Below are 14,544 nucleotides of genomic sequence, written 5' to 3'. Positions count from 1 at the left end.
CCTGCGGGATGATGAGGAATCGGATCCTGCTTCACTGGCGGGTCCGCTGCATGGGAATACCCCCAGTCATCAAGACATGGATGTGATCGTGGCGCTGTTCGGTGAAGGGCACTACGCGGAGGTTGCAACCCTTGCGCAGAGGCTGACGGTGCACTATCCCTTGCATGGGTTTAGCTGGAAGATTCTGGGCGTCGCACTCAAGCTACTGGGCAGGGGGCTGGACGCGCTGGAACCGATGCGGAAAGCCGCTATGTTGTTGCCCACTGACGTCGAATCACACTACAACCTGAGCGTGACCCTGCAGGAACTGGGCCGACTGGACGAGGCCGAGGCCGGTTACCGGCGCGCGCTGCAGATCGATCCGGGCTATGCCGATGCGTACCTGAACCTGGGCGTGACGCTGAATAAACTGGGTCGCCTGGACGAGGCCGAACAAAATCTTCGCCACGCGCTGCAGTTCAGGCCGGATTCGGCCGAGGCCCACAGCAATCTGGGCGCCACCCTGCAGGCACAGGGCCGGCTGGACGAAGCCGAGCCCAGTTGCCGGCGGGCGCTGCAGCTGCAGCCGGATAACGCCATGGCGCATAACAATCTGGGCATTACGCTGCAGGGGCTGGAGCGTCTGGACGAGGCAGAGACCAGTTACCTGCGTGCGCTGCAGATTGATCCGGGCTATGCCGAGGCGCACGGCAACCTGGGCAATATGCTGCAGAAACAGGGCCGTCTGGACGAGGCCGAGGCCAGCTTCAGGCAGGCGCTGCAACGCAATCCGGATGATGCCCAAAGCCATAACAACCTGGGCGTGACCCTGCAGGAAATGGGGCGCTTGAACGAGGCGGACGCGCATTTTCAGATGGCGCTGCTGATCAACCCGGATGATGCGAGGGCACACGATAATCGCGGCAACCTGTTGTGTTATCTGGAGCGCCTGAAGGAAGCCGAAGCGAGCTTCCGCAAGGCGCTGCAGGTCGCGCCGGAGGAGGCCCGTATTCATGCCAATCTGGGCCGCTTTCTGCGCCGTCTGGGGCGTCTGGAGGAGGCTGAGGCCAGCTTTCGACAGGCGCTGGCAATCAGCCCGGATGACGTGAAGACACACAATCATCTGGGGCTGACGCTTCAGGATCTGGGCCAGCTCGATCAGGCCGAGGCCTGTTTCCGCCGGATCTTGCAGCACACGCCGGATCATGCCGGCACCCTGAGCAACCTGGGGCAGATCCTTCTCGGCGTGGGCCGGCTGGAGGAGGCGGAAGCCCATTTTCGCCAGGCGCTGCAAATCAAACCGGACTTTGCACCGCTTTACAGCAACCTGCTGTATTACCTGACGCTCAGCGCCACGGCGGATGCGCAATCGGTATTTTCAGAACACGCCCGCTTTGGCGAGCAGTTCGAGCCCGCCCTCAAAACACAGTGGCCTGCGCACGTCCATTTGCGTGATCCCGACCGCCGCCTGCAGATCGGCTTTGTCTCGACGGATTTTTACGACCATGCCGTGGCGCCTTTCATCGAGCCGGTGCTGATTCATTTGTCCGGCTACCCGGAACTGACGCTGCACGCGTATTACAATAATTTGATTAATGACCCGGTCACGCAACGGTTGCGCGGTCACTTTGCGCATTGGAACCCGGTTGCCGGGCTGTCGGATGATGCGCTGGCGGACACAATCCGGGCGGACGGAATCGACATCCTGATCGATCTCACGGGCCACACGGCGGGAAATCGCCTGCTGGTCTTTGCCCGCAAACCCGCGCCCATTCAGGCCAGCTGGATCGGCTATCCAGGCACCACCGGCCTGACGGCCATGGATTACTACCTGGCCGATCGCTTCCTGTTGCCGCCGGGGACGCTCGACGATCAGTTCACCGAGAAAATCGTGCGCCTGCCGGCCAATGCTCCGTTTCTGCCGTCCGTATTTGCGCCGCCGGTCAGCGTCCTGCCGGCGCTGGGCAACGGCCATGTGACGTTTGGCAGTTTCAACCGGCCCAACAAGTTGCGGCGGACCGTCATCGAACTGTGGTCGCAATTGCTGCGTGCGCTGCCCGATTCGCGCATGCTGCTGGGCGCGATGCCCTGCGAGGGTCAGTATGACACGCTCATCGAATGGTTTGCAGAAGAAGGCATTGCGCGCGACCGCCTGGATTTTCATCCTCGCAGCGGCATGGAACACTACCTGAAACTGCACCGGCAGGTGGACCTTTGCCTCGACAGCTTTCCCTACAATGGCGGCACCACGACCCATCACGCCCTGTGGATGGGCGTGCCGACCCTGACCCTGGCTGGAAACAGCATGCCGGGGCGGGTGGGCGCGGCGATTTTGTCGCGGGTCGGGCTGCAGGATTTTGTGGTCGAGACGGCCGAAGGTTTCGTGACGCGCGGCCTGTTTTGGGCCGACAATCTGGCTGCCCTTGCCGAACTGCGCGCGGGCTTGCGCGCGCATCTGCTGCAGTCGCCGTTGCGCCAGTCCGCCTGCATTGCCGCCGGATTGAATGATGCGTTGCGGACGATGTGGCGCCGCTGGTGTGCAGCCCTGCCGGCCGAATCGTTCGACGTACCCATGAACGAATTGGCGTGTGCGTCACCGGATGAAGAACCATGATGGGCGCTGATAAAAAACGACCGCTGTATGTGACGCAACCGGTATTGCCGCCACTGGCCGAATTCATGCCGTATCTGGAGCAAATTTGGGACAGCAAGTGGCTGACCAATAATGGCCCGTTTCACAGGCAGTTCGAGCAGGCCCTGTGCGATTACCTCGGGGTGAAGCACATCGCATTGTTCACCAACGGCACGCTGGCCCTGGTCACCGCCCTTCAGTCATTGCGCATTACAGGCGAAGTCATCACCACGCCCTATTCATTTGTGGCGACCGCCCACTCGCTGTTGTGGAACGGCATTCGACCCGTGTTTGTCGATGTCGATCCGGTCACGCTCAACCTCGACCCCGACAAGATCGAAGCCGCCATTACCCCGCACACAACGGCCATCATGCCGGTGCATTGCTACGGCTGCCCCTGCGACGTGGTGCGCATCCAGGAGATCGCAGACAACTACGGCCTGCGCGTGATCTACGATGCAGCGCATGCGTTTGGCGTGCAAAGTCAGGGCGAAAGCGTGTTGAATCATGGCGACCTGTCGATCCTGAGCTTTCACGCAACCAAGGTGTTCAACACCTTCGAAGGCGGCGCCATCGTCTGCCAGGATGCCAAGACCAAGCGACACATCGACCACCTGAAAAACTTCGGGTTCGTGGATGAGACTACCGTCGTAGCTTCCGGCATCAATGGCAAGATGAGCGAAATCAATGCAGCCTTCGGCATGCTGCAGTTGAAGGGAATCGATGCCGCACTGCAGCAGCGCCAGACAATCGACGCACGCTACCGCAAGGGCCTGGCCGGGGTAACCGGCATTCGTTGCCTGAGCGATGCGGGGGAGGACGTCGTCAACCATTCCTACTTCCCGATCATGGTGCGGCCCGACTATCCGCTCAGCCGGGATGCGCTCTATCATGAACTGAGCGACCATGGCATTTATGCGAGGCGCTATTTTTATCCCCTGATCAGCGATTTTCCGATGTATCGCGGCATGCCGTCGGCGGCCCATGCCAACCTGCCGGTTGCTCGCGAAGCCGCGTCACAGGTGATATGCCTGCCGATCTACCCGGGGCTGACCGATGAGCAGATCGAGAGTGTGATCGGGTTGATCGCGGGCTGACGGACCATGGCAAAACTGGCCATCATGCAGCCTTATTTCTTTCCCTACATGGGCTACTGGCAACTGATCCAGGCCGTCGACCGCTTTGTCATCTATGACGATGTGAACTACATCAAGGGTGGCTGGATTAATCGTAACCGCATACCGATCAACGGCGAACCTGCCTATATCACCGCACCATTGCAGCAGCCGTCACCGTTCAGACGCATCTGCGATATTTCGCTGCTGCCCTCGGTTTCGTGGCGCGACAAACTGGTCAAGATGGTCGAGCTGACCTATCGAAACGCCCCCTGCTTTCCCGAGGTGTTTCCTGTCATCGAGACGCTGCTCCGTCACGATACCGATAATTTGTCCGGGTATCTCGCGCATCAATTGCAGACCCTTGCCTCGTTCATGGGCATCCGCACCGAGTTCGTGATGTCCAGTCGTGGTTATCACAACGATCAGCTGACAGGTCAGGAACGCGTTCTCGATATCTGCAAACGCGAAGGCGCACATATTTACATCAACGCACAGGGAGGGCGCACGCTTTATGAATACGAGGCCTTTCACCGTGCCGGCATCGACCTGACTTTTATTATCATGCAACCCCTGTCTTACACACAACGCACCGCGAAGTTCGTGCCCAACCTGTCCATCATCGATGCACTGATGTCGCTCGGGCCTGTTGAAATCAGGCCGTATCTGGGCGCATTCGATTTGATCAGCGATACGGCGACTCATGCCCATTAAGCCGGAAGAAACGCAACGTGTTGAGGTGTTCAAACGCAACGTCCAGCTGGAAGATCTGTTGGGCCGGCTGAATGACACGCTGCAATGCGCCGAGGACACGTTGCTTTCAAATGCGTCAGACCTCGGACCCGACTATCCCATCGTGTTCGTGATGGGTCCGCTCAGAAGCGGCACCACGCTGTTCATGCAGTGGCTGGCGAGTACCGGAGTCGTGGCCTACCCGACCAATCTGCTGTCGCGCTTTTATGGCGCCCCCGCGATGGGCGCACAGATCCAGTTGCTGCTGACGGATCCGCAGTTCAACTTCCGCAACGAGATTCTCGATTTCAACTGTCCCGTTGCGTTCGAATCGGAAAATGGCAAGACACGGGGCGCGCTCGCCCCGAATGAGTTCTGGTATTTCTGGCGGCGATTTCTGCCTTTCCGGGAACTCGACTGGCTTCCGGATCAAACGCTGTTTGAAGTCGTCGACCAGCCAAGACTGGTGTCCGAGCTGTCGGCCCTGACTCAGGTGTTCGGCAAGCCCTTCGCGCTCAAGAGCATGATCCTCAACTACAACATTCCGTTTCTGGATGCGATATTCAAACAAGCATTGTTCGTGCAGATCAAGCGCGACCCGGTGGCCAACGTGGCCTCCATTCTGGAGGCGCGCAAGCGGCAACTCGGTAGCGAAAATGCATGGTATTCATTCAAGATTCCCGAGTACCCGCAGTTGCAGAACCTGGACCCCGTCGCCCAATCGGCCGGCCAGTTGCATTACATCAACCGGGCCGTCACGCAAGGCATGGCAAGTGTGGATGAATCGAGAAAGCTCGTGGTGCAGTACGAGGATTTCTGCCGGCAGCCGGCAGCGGTTTTCGATCAGTTGAAGGCCAAACTGGGCATGCGGAATACCGGGTATGTCGGGCCCGATCGGTTTGACATTAAACGTGGCGCGATTCCGAACCGGCAGACTATCGAGCGATCGCTTGCGGATTTTGAGCGTTCGTCGGATGGGAGCGAGGCTTGACCCCGCGGCCGTCCGTGCTGGTCTTCCCGATCGACATGCCGCAGTCGGTTGCCTTTGCCCATACTGCCAGGCAGTTGGGTTTTTCCGTGGTCGTCGCGTCGTCGGAGCCGGTTGATCCCGGCTTGTATTCGGAATACACGATTGCCGTGTTGCCTTACGTCACCGCGCCGGATTTCGATTCTGCGCTTGCAGCCTTGCTTGAACAACATCAGGCCGACCGGGTGTTTGCGCCGCATCCGGCGATCTGGTGGCATCTCAATGCGCTATGCCAGAAGGCGGATTTTCCAGCCCGCTTCAGGGTATGCAACGAGTCGCCCTATGAAATGGACTGGCAGGCCTACGGCACGTCCTACCAATGGGCCGAAGCCAGCCTGGCGTCACGCCCCCTGTTGCCCTTCGCGCCGTCATCCGCCTTACCCCTGGCCACCTACGCGGGACTCCACCGTGCCTACAACCTGATCCCCGGCCAAAGCGACAACACCAAGCTGTTCGCCCTGACCCAGATTGCGCGGCAAATCGGGCCCGGAGATGTGGTCGAGATCGGTTCCCTGTATGGGAAGTCGGCTTTTGCGCTGACATGGCTCGCCCACTTTCATCATGTCGGTAGCGTGATTTGCGTGGATCCGTGGGAAATTGCATCGATTCGGAATCAGGGCGAGCAGGCCCATCTGATCAACGCTGCCGTCGCGAGCCGTGACTGGCAGCAGGTTTTTCTCGGGTTTGCCGCCTCGCTCGCCATGTTCGACAACGTCAATTACGTGCGGCAGCCTTCCGAGGACGCGGCAACGGCCTATCGACAGGCGGCGTCCGACGGTTGGATTTGCTCGGATGAATTTGGCAGCACGCCGGTGCAGGGCAGCATTGCGCTGTTGCATATCGACGGCAATCACAGATACGAGGCCGTCATGCGCGATCTCGAGACATGGCTGCCGTTTGTACAGGATGGGGGCTGGGTGTTGCTGGATGACTATGTGTGGGCGTTTGGGGATGGTCCGCAGCGGGCAGGCGATGAACTGCTGGCCCGGCGCGCGGTGAAAACCGCTTTTGTCGCGGCCGACACGCTGTTTGTTCAGCTCTGAGCAGGCCGCATCCGGCGATTTCCCGCGTTAGCGCCCCTCACCCCGCCCGCCCGGCGCCACCCGGTGTTCCACCGCAAAGACGGCCGCTTCCACCCGCGACGACATATTCAGCTTGGCAAGAATATGGCGCACGTGCAGTTTGACGGTGTCGTGGCTGATGTCCAGGTTGCGGGCAATTGCCTTGTTGCTCTCGCCGCGCGACAGATGGGAGAGGATTTCGCATTCGCGCGGGGTCAGCGCGTCGAGCAGGGACGTCGAGTCCTGGCCCTTCTGGTCGTACAGATTGACGAGCTTGGCGGTCATGGCGGGGGCGACGACGGTTTCGCCGCGCTGGGCGCGCAGGATGGCGTCGACCACTTCGTCGGGTTCCATGCTCTTCAACAGATAGCCGTTGGCGCCGGCGCGCAGGGCACGGGCGAGGTCGTCCTCGGCTTCGGAGAGGGTGAGGATCAGCACCGGCAGCTCGAAACCGTCGGTACGCAGCTGCTGCATCAGGGTGATGCCGTCGGTGCCGGGAATGTTGAGGTCGAGGATCAGGACGTCGGGGCGATGCGCCCGTAGCAGCATCTCGACTTTGTCGGGCTGGCCGGTGAAGGCGGTGACCTCGATGCTGCCGCTCTGTTCGAGCAGTTCGGCCAGCCCCTTGCGGAACAGGGTGTGATCGTCGACGAGGATGATGCGAGTGAGGCTCATGCGGTGTGCTCGCTGTGTGGGTGGGATGCGGCGCGCTGGGGGAAGACGAGGCGGATGACGGTGCCGCCGGCGGGACGGGACTCCACGCTGAGCTTGCCGTTCAGCCGGGCGGCGCGCTCGCGCATGATGGTGAGGCCGAAGCTCTTGCCCATGGTGGACGATTCGTCATTCTTTTTCTGCACGCCGACGCCGTCGTCGGCGACGTTGACGATGTACCGGCCGTTTTCGAGGTCGAAGGTGATGACGACGTGGCGCGCGCGGGCGTGTTTGGCGATGTTGTAGAGCGATTCCTGGATGATGTGAAAGACCTGGATTTCCTCGTCGGGGGTGAGCGACACCTCCTGCACCAGGTTGAGGAAGTCGACGTCGGCATTGGCCTTCTTGCGGAAGCTCTTGGCGAGTTCCTGGATCGCCGGCACCAGCCCGCGCGGGTTGATGCGGTCGCGGTACTGGGTGATGAGGTCGCGCAGATCGGCGTAGGCGAGGTCGACGGCTTCCTCGACGTCGCCGAGGAAACGGTTGGCCTTGGGGTAGTCCTCGTGGCGCATCGCGTCACTCAAAACGGTGAGCCGCATCTTGGCGTAGGCCAGCGTCTGCGCCAGCGAATCGTGGATCTGGTTGGCCAGCATCTGGCGTTCGTTCATCAGCGAGATGCGCATGTTTTCGCGGGTCAGCCGCGCATTTTCCAGCGCGATACCGAGGTGCTCGCTGATCGAGCGGAACAAAAGGCGCACATCCTCGGGAACGGCCTTGCCTTCCCCCATGAACAGGTTGTAGACCCCCATGACCTGGTTCTTGTGCATCAGCGGCACCGCCACCACGGTGTTGCAGGTGTCGCTGAAATAGGCGTCGTTGGCCTGGCGCTTGCAGTAGGCCACGTTGCTCCAGCTGCTTACCGTCACCTCGCGTGCGGCCTTGCCGCACACGCCGCAATCGACGCTGACGATGCTTTCGTGCTCGACCAGGTCGGGCGGCAGCCCCACCGAGCCGATCAGCCGCAGGTGGGTACGGTCGTCGGTGATGACGCGCACCGCACCCGCCTGCGCGCCAGCCAGGCGGATCATGGTCGACAGGAAACGCCCCAGCAACTGCTCGACATTGGCGTCGGAGGAGAGGCTGGTGGTGATTTCCGATAGCACCCGCAACGCCGGGATGCTGTCATTGTCGGCCTCGGCGAGGGTGTGCCGGATCAAGGGGTGGATGTCATTCATGGCGCGGCGATAAGGGATCAGTCCTTCAGCATATCCGATTTGTACGCAATCTCCTGCCGGGCGTCACGGTGTCGGCAGGACCGGTTCGGGCATAAGTGGGACCGGCAGCACCACGCTAGGTTCAAGATCCTCGGGGAAGCCGCCCTGGGCCGGTGCCGGTTGCTTGACCGGAGGGTCGGCCTGGCTGGTCGAGCCGTCGGGTTTTTCCGCTGCCGGCGCTGGTGGCCTGGGTGGCGCAACAATGGCGGGCAGGGGCTCGGCCGCCACATCAGTAACCCTGGGCGCCGCCGCCGGCTGCAGATTCAGATACGGCTTCAGCTGTGGCAACAGGGTTTTCAGGATTTGCGCGGTGAGCGAACTGGTGAAGCCGAACTGCCCGGCCTGCTCACCCTGAACCAGTGCGGTCAGCGTGCCGAAGTGGCGGTCGCCCAGATAAAACACGAAAGTGGCAGTACGGCTGACCACGCGCGATTCAAGCAGTTGCCCGGTCTTGCCGTAGCGTTCGAAGCGGTGGTCGCCGGTGCCGGTCTTGCCGCCAAGGGTGAGCGGCTGGCCGGCCGGGTCCTTGAGTACGCCGGCCAGCCGGACGGCCGTTCCGGATTCGACCACTTGGGCCAGCGCACGGCGCACCGTCTGCGCGACCACGGCGGGCATCAGGCGTTCGCCCTTGGGCGGTTTGGGCGATAGCCGCGTGTCGTAGGGGGTGTTGGCGGCGAAGTGCAGGCCGCTGAGGCTCGCCATCGGCGTGCGCACGCCGTCGTTGACCAGGATACCCATCAGTTCGGCCAGCGCCGCGGGACGGTCGCCGGAACTGCCGATCGCGGTGGCGTAGGATGGCGTGACGGTGTCGAACGGGTAGCCGAGGCGCTTCCAGTCGGTCAGCAGGCGGTCGAAGGCCTCAACCTCCAGAAGCGACTGGATGCGGATGTCCTGCGCATTTTTGCGGCTGGTCTTGAACAGCCATTCGTAGACCTCAAGGCGCATCCCGACGCCGGATTCGTAGAGGGTCTTGAGATCGGTTTCCGGTGCGCCGCGCAGGGTTTTCACCACCCACAACTCGAGCGGATGGATCTGCGCGATGTAGCCGCGGTCGGTCAGACTGAAGGCGTCCGGCGCATGGGTCCGGTACAGCGACTCGAGCGTTTTTCTGCCGAGGTCGCGGCTGGCGGGAACCTGCTCATGCAGGGCGGCGGCAAAGGCATCGAAATCGGCCCGCGGCTCCAGATAGCGGAACACCGCGGCAAAGCGGCGCGGGTTGAGGCCGATTCGGCTATAGAGATTGTCGGCCATCTGCGCGGCGCTGAGGGTCTTGTGGCGCTGGTAGAAGCGGTGGGTGAAGACGCGGCCTTCCTGGTCGACGAAGCGGGCAAGGTAGGTCTCGCGCAGCGGATTGCCGGCGTCGTCCATGATGCGCGCCACCGCCCCCGGGGTGCTGCTGACGTAATGGCGGACGATGTCGCGCATGATGCGGATGTACACCAGGTTGACCGAATTGCGGGTGGCCTCCCACACGTTCATCGTGCGGCCGTTGTCCTTGACGTCGAAGTTGACGAAGTTGTGCAGGCCGCCGCCGGTGAAGAAGGTTTCCGGCGCGGCGGAATACTGACGGCTCATTGCAGCGTCGAGCAGATCGCCCAGCTTGATGCCGGGCCGGTTCAGCAGGGTGACGGCCACCCACTGCGCGAGCACGTCGCGCTGCGGCTGGGCCTTCTGCCCGAGCGCTTTGGCGTCGAGCAGCCGGTATTCGGCATGCAGCCGCGCGATGATTTCCAGATAGGTGACGAGGGTTCGCAGCTTGGCGGTGGAGCCGAGGTCCAGGCGTGCCTGGCTGTTGATGTCGAACGGCTGGTTGAGATTGTCGGCCTGGATGCGCAGCAGATTACCGGACGGCGTTTTTTCGTAGAGGGTGAAGCTGTAGATCACACTGGCCAGCGGGTTGCCGGGCTGCAGCAAACGACGTCCGATCAGGCCCGAGGCGGCGGCAGCCTCGGGTTTGGCCAGGCTTTGCAGATAGGTGCTGACGATTTTCTGCGCCGGCTGGTCGATGGTGGTGTCGACCCGTAGATCGAGACGGTCGAGGTCATACAGGCGCGGTTCGCCCAGCAGTGCGGCGACGCGAATGCGCTGCGCATTGGCGGCTTTATGCTCGACAAAATGCGGCGGCGGCGGGTCGACGCGCTGGCGGGTCGTGCGCAACTCGACCTGCTTGGCCTGATCGGCCAGCGCGCGCGGAATCACGCCGGCGTTGGCCAGCAGATCGAGGTGGTCGTCGGTTAGCGCATCCAGTGCCTTGCGATTGGCGGCGAGGTAGTACGAGGGGCGGCGCTGGGCGACGATCAGCGACAGCGCGTGCTTCAGCATGCTGGCATAGGCAGCGTCCTTGCCGCGCGGGGATTTTGCCAGGATGCGGTTGACCTCGGCGAAGTCGAGGCCGTACCACGCCCACAGGCCGTCGCCGATGCCGTTGATTTCGCCATAGCGCGGCGCCGCCGCCAGCGGTACGGTGTTGATATAGGCGGTCACGGTTTCGCGCCGCATTTCAAGGGTATTGGGACCATTCAGGTAGGCGCGCAGGCTGGCCGTACCCATCTGCCGCAGCTTTTCGCCCATGCCGGCGGTCATGCCTTCGGGGGAATGGCGGTATTTTTCGATCTGTGTCGGCAGGGTGCTGCCGCCCGGCACGTTGCGATTGCTGTCGACCAGGCTGATGCCCTTTTCGAGCAGGGCCTGCGCCAGGCGGTCCCATTCCACCGCCGGGTTGCGGGTGGGGTACTGCTCGGCCAGCAGCTCGCGGTTCTCGATGTAGAGCAGCGCGTTCACCAGAACATCCGGAATGTCCTCGAAGCGGCGATAACTCCGCGTCGGGTATTTCGCCTGATACAGCGGCTTGCCGTCGCTGTCGACCAGGCTGAGGCCAGCCTGGTCCTTTTCGTGATAGGGCAGGAACAGGCCTAGGTCGGCAGCCCGCGCCATCCGGACACTGACCCTGGCCTGCTGGTCGATCTGCCAACCGGCCTGGTCAAGCCGTGCCAGATAATCCGGCAGCTTGCTGTAACCGAGGCGCACGTCGTACGGCCCCTGACCGGGGTAGCGGATGCGGTCGGATGGCCCCGGCCGGATTTGCCAGGTCATTTTCTGCGCGGTTTGAACAAGATATTTCGCTTCCAGTGCGGACGACAGCAGCTCCCAGGTAATGAGCCCGACCAGCCCGGTGATCAGCAGCAGGACGCCAAGGCCGATGAGGATGCGATGTGGGACTTTACGCATGATTCAGACCCACTCGCGCGCGGTAAGAAAGTCGCTATATAGCCGCGCCTCCGGCGTACCGGGTTCGGGGTGCCAGTCGTAGCGCCATTTTACGATCGGCGGCAGCGACATCAGGATCGATTCGGTGCGCCCGCCCGACTGCAGGCCGAACAGGGTGCCGCGGTCGAATACCAGGTTGAATTCGACGTAGCGTCCGCGCCGGTAGGCCTGGAAATCGCGTTCGCGCTCGCCGTAGGGCGTGTCCTTGCGGCGCGCCAGGATCGGCAGGTAGGCGCCCAGGAACGCATCGCCCACGCTTCGGGTCACGGCAAACGCGTGATCGAAGCCGCCTTCGGCGAAGTCGTCGAAGAACACGCCGCCGATGCCGCGCGGCTCGTTGCGGTGCTTGAGGAAAAAGTAGCTGTCGCAGCCGCGCTTGAAGCGCGGATGCAGCCCGGCGCCGAAGGGATCGAGCGCGTTTTTGCAGGCGGCGTGGAAATGCCGCGCGTCGTCCTCGAAGCCGTAGCAGGGCGTGAGATCCATACCGCCGCCGAACCACCACACCGGCGCCTCGCCATCCTTCATCGCGACGAAGCAGCGTATGTTCATGTGCACCGTTGGCGCGTAGGGGTTGCGCGGGTGCAGCACCAGCGACACCCCCATCGCCTCCCAGCGGCGGCCGGCGAGCTCGGGGCGGTGCGCGCTGGCCGACGGCGGCAGCCGGCTGCCCGGCACGTGCGAGAAATTTACCCCGCCGCGCTCCAGTACATTGCCTTCTTCGATGAGGCGCGAAAGGCCGCCGCCACCTTCGGGACGCTCCCAGGCATCGGTGCGGAAAGGCAGGCCGTCGGCAGTTTCCAGCGCGGCGACGATGCGCACCTGCAGGTCGAGCAGCCAGGTTCTGACAATGGCGGTATCGAAAGTGTTGGCAGGCATCAGGGGCGAAGGATGTTTCCGGTGGCAAGGTCGATCAGGGTGGACGGGCGGCGGCGGCGGCCGATGCGGCCGGCGATCACGCGCACCCGCGCACCGAATATTCTGCGGCATTCCGCTGCGGTTTTGGCGGGTTTTTTGCCGCTTTTGTTGGCGCTGGTGGAAACCAGCGCCATGCCGAGGCTGCGGCAGAGTTGCGCCGCAACCGGATGGGCGGTGACACGCACCGCGATGGTGTGACGCCCACCGGTGAGCAGCGGCGGGCAGGTATTTGAGGCCGGCGCCACCCAGGTGACGGGGCCGGGCCAGCTGTCCTGCATCCGCGCCAGGTCGGCCGCATGCAAAGGGCGAACAAAAGGCTTCAGTCGCTTGAAACGGTCGGCGATCAGCAGCATGCCCTTGGCGGCGCTGCGGCCCTTGAGCCGGACGAGCCGTTGCAATGCGCGCGGGTTGCGCGGGTCGCAGCCGAGACCATAGCAGGATTCGGTCGGGTAGGCGATGATGCCGCCACGCCGCAGCCAGGCCCGTAGGTCCGCCGCATCGTCCTTCACCTCTTACGCCTCACTTCTTGCTGCGATCCAGCGCGCGCCAGCCGATGTCGCGACGGTATTGCATGCCGTCGAAGTGGATGGCCGCCACCGCTTCGTAGGCGCGTTTTTGCGCCATGCGCACGCTGTCGCCGAGTGCGGTCACCGCCAGCACGCGGCCGCCGCTCACCACGGTCTGGCCATCCTGCGTGGCGGTGCCGGCGTGGAATACATGCAGGTCGTCGGCCGCTGCCGGCAGCGCGCTGATGACGACACCTTTTTGCGGCATGTCGGGATAGCCGGCTGCAGCCAGCACCACCGCGAGCGCGGTGCGGCGGTCCCATTCGGCCTCGACCTGGCCGAGCCTGCCGTTGACGGCGGCTTCCAGCAAGGTCGCCAGGTCGGACTTCAGCCGCATCATGATCGGCTGGGTTTCGGGGTCGCCCATGCGGCAGTTGAATTCGAGCACCCTGGGCGCGCCGTCCGCTCCGACCATGATGCCGGCGTACAGAAAGCCGGTATAGCGGATGCCGTCGGCCGCCATGCCTTCGACGCAGGGGTGGATGACCTCGCGCATGATGCGCGCGTGCAGTTCGGGGGTGACCACCGGCGCTGGCGAATAGGCGCCCATGCCGCCGGTGTTGGGGCCCTGGTCGCCGTCGCCCAGGCGCTTGTGGTCCTGGCTGGAGGCCAGCGCCAGCACGTGCTCGCCGTCGACCATGACGATGAAGCTGGCTTCCTCGCCGATGAGGCATTCCTCGATCACCACCCGGTGGCCGGCGTCGCCCATGCTGTTGCCGGCGAGCATGGCGTCGACTGCGGCGTGCGCCTCATCCGCGCTCGCCGCGACGACCACGCCCTTGCCCGCGGCCAGCCCGTCGGCTTTCACCACGATGGGCGCGCCGTGAGCGTCGATGTAGGCGTGCGCCGCAGCGGCATCGGTGAAGGTACCGAAGGCCGCGGTGGGAATGCCGTGGCGCGCCATGAACTGCTTGGCGAAATCCTTCGAGCTTTCGAGCTGGGCGGCGGCCTGGGTCGGGCCGAAAATCTTCAGCCCGGCGGCGCGGAAGGCGTCGACCACGCCGGCCGCCAGCGGCGCTTCGGGGCCGACCACGGTGAGCGCAATGTCCGGATCGCGGCGGACGAATTCGACCAGCGAGGCAATCTCCGTCAACGGCACGTTGACGAGCCCGTCCTCGGTCGCCGTACCGCCGTTGCCGGGCGCGACAAAAACCTGCGAGACGCGGGGGGATTGCGCAAGCTTCCACGCCAGAGCGTGTTCGCGTCCGCCGGAGCCGATAACGAGGATTTTCATGTTTTATAAAGCGAGTAAAGGGGGAAGGGCAGAAGGGGGAAGGGGGGGAAGGGTAGAAGGGGGAAGGGTAGGGAGGGCCAGCTACGTGCTG

At 63.2% G+C, this 14,544-nt stretch carries 11 protein-coding genes; 5 read left to right on the top strand and 6 right to left on the bottom strand.

Going from position 1 to position 14,544, the window contains the following annotated elements:
- Positions 1 to 76: 76 nt before the first annotated feature.
- From ACZ41T_RS07145 to ACZ41T_RS07125, 5 genes are read left to right on the top strand one after another with little or no spacing between them, the layout of a single operon-like run.
- Positions 77 to 2,593 carry a tetratricopeptide repeat protein gene (locus ACZ41T_RS07145; RefSeq protein WP_464923939.1) on the top strand — a complete coding sequence of 839 codons (2,517 nt, stop codon included), beginning with the start codon at positions 77 to 79 and terminating at the stop codon, positions 2,591 to 2,593.
- Positions 2,590 to 3,708 carry a DegT/DnrJ/EryC1/StrS family aminotransferase gene (locus ACZ41T_RS07140; RefSeq protein ID WP_464923773.1) on the top strand — a complete coding sequence of 373 codons (1,119 nt, stop codon included), beginning with the start codon at positions 2,590 to 2,592 and terminating at the stop codon, positions 3,706 to 3,708. The genes ACZ41T_RS07145 and ACZ41T_RS07140 overlap by 4 nt, the downstream gene beginning before the upstream one ends.
- Positions 3,709 to 3,714: 6 nt before the next feature.
- Positions 3,715 to 4,440, top strand: coding sequence for a WbqC family protein (locus ACZ41T_RS07135; protein WP_464923772.1), 726 nt, complete (start codon positions 3,715 to 3,717; stop codon positions 4,438 to 4,440).
- The gene (locus ACZ41T_RS07130; protein ID WP_464923771.1) at positions 4,430 to 5,449 is read left to right on the top strand and encodes a sulfotransferase; all 1,020 of its coding nucleotides are present in this window, start codon (positions 4,430 to 4,432) and stop codon (positions 5,447 to 5,449) included. Before ACZ41T_RS07135 ends, ACZ41T_RS07130 begins: the two co-directional genes overlap by 11 nt.
- Positions 5,446 to 6,528, top strand: a complete 1,083-nt coding sequence (locus ACZ41T_RS07125; RefSeq protein WP_464923770.1) for a class I SAM-dependent methyltransferase — start codon at positions 5,446 to 5,448, stop codon at positions 6,526 to 6,528. The genes ACZ41T_RS07130 and ACZ41T_RS07125 overlap by 4 nt, the downstream gene beginning before the upstream one ends.
- A 27-nt stretch (positions 6,529 to 6,555) precedes the next feature.
- On the opposite strand, the gene ACZ41T_RS07120 is transcribed toward ACZ41T_RS07125, so the two are convergent.
- The 6 genes from ACZ41T_RS07120 to purD form a co-directional block, all read right to left on the bottom strand.
- On the bottom strand, positions 6,556 to 7,221 hold the full coding sequence (locus ACZ41T_RS07120) for a response regulator (protein WP_464923769.1): 666 nt from the start codon (positions 7,219 to 7,221) through the stop codon (positions 6,556 to 6,558).
- Positions 7,218 to 8,432 carry a GAF domain-containing sensor histidine kinase gene (locus tag ACZ41T_RS07115; protein ID WP_464923768.1) on the bottom strand — a complete coding sequence of 405 codons (1,215 nt, stop codon included), beginning with the start codon at positions 8,430 to 8,432 and terminating at the stop codon, positions 7,218 to 7,220. Before ACZ41T_RS07115 ends, ACZ41T_RS07120 begins: the two co-directional genes overlap by 4 nt.
- A 63-nt stretch (positions 8,433 to 8,495) precedes the next feature.
- Complete coding sequence (locus ACZ41T_RS07110; RefSeq protein WP_464923767.1) at positions 8,496 to 11,699, bottom strand: transglycosylase domain-containing protein; 3,204 nt, start codon at positions 11,697 to 11,699, stop codon at positions 8,496 to 8,498.
- 3 nt (positions 11,700 to 11,702) lie between these two features.
- A complete protein-coding gene (gene hemF, locus ACZ41T_RS07105) occupies positions 11,703 to 12,614 on the bottom strand; it encodes an oxygen-dependent coproporphyrinogen oxidase (RefSeq protein WP_464923766.1) in 912 nt (303 codons plus the stop codon).
- Positions 12,614 to 13,162 carry an L-threonylcarbamoyladenylate synthase type 1 TsaC gene (tsaC, locus tag ACZ41T_RS07100; protein WP_464923765.1) on the bottom strand — a complete coding sequence of 183 codons (549 nt, stop codon included), beginning with the start codon at positions 13,160 to 13,162 and terminating at the stop codon, positions 12,614 to 12,616. The genes hemF and tsaC overlap by 1 nt, the downstream gene beginning before the upstream one ends.
- 10 nt (positions 13,163 to 13,172) lie before the next feature.
- Positions 13,173 to 14,453, bottom strand: coding sequence for a phosphoribosylamine--glycine ligase (purD, locus tag ACZ41T_RS07095; RefSeq protein ID WP_464923764.1), 1,281 nt, complete (start codon positions 14,451 to 14,453; stop codon positions 13,173 to 13,175).
- Positions 14,454 to 14,544: the final 91 nt, after the last annotated feature.

Source organism: Thiobacillus thiophilus (genome assembly GCF_055378705.1).
Note: the sequence above shows the minus strand (reverse complement) of the source record. Positions and strands in the feature narration are given on the sequence as shown.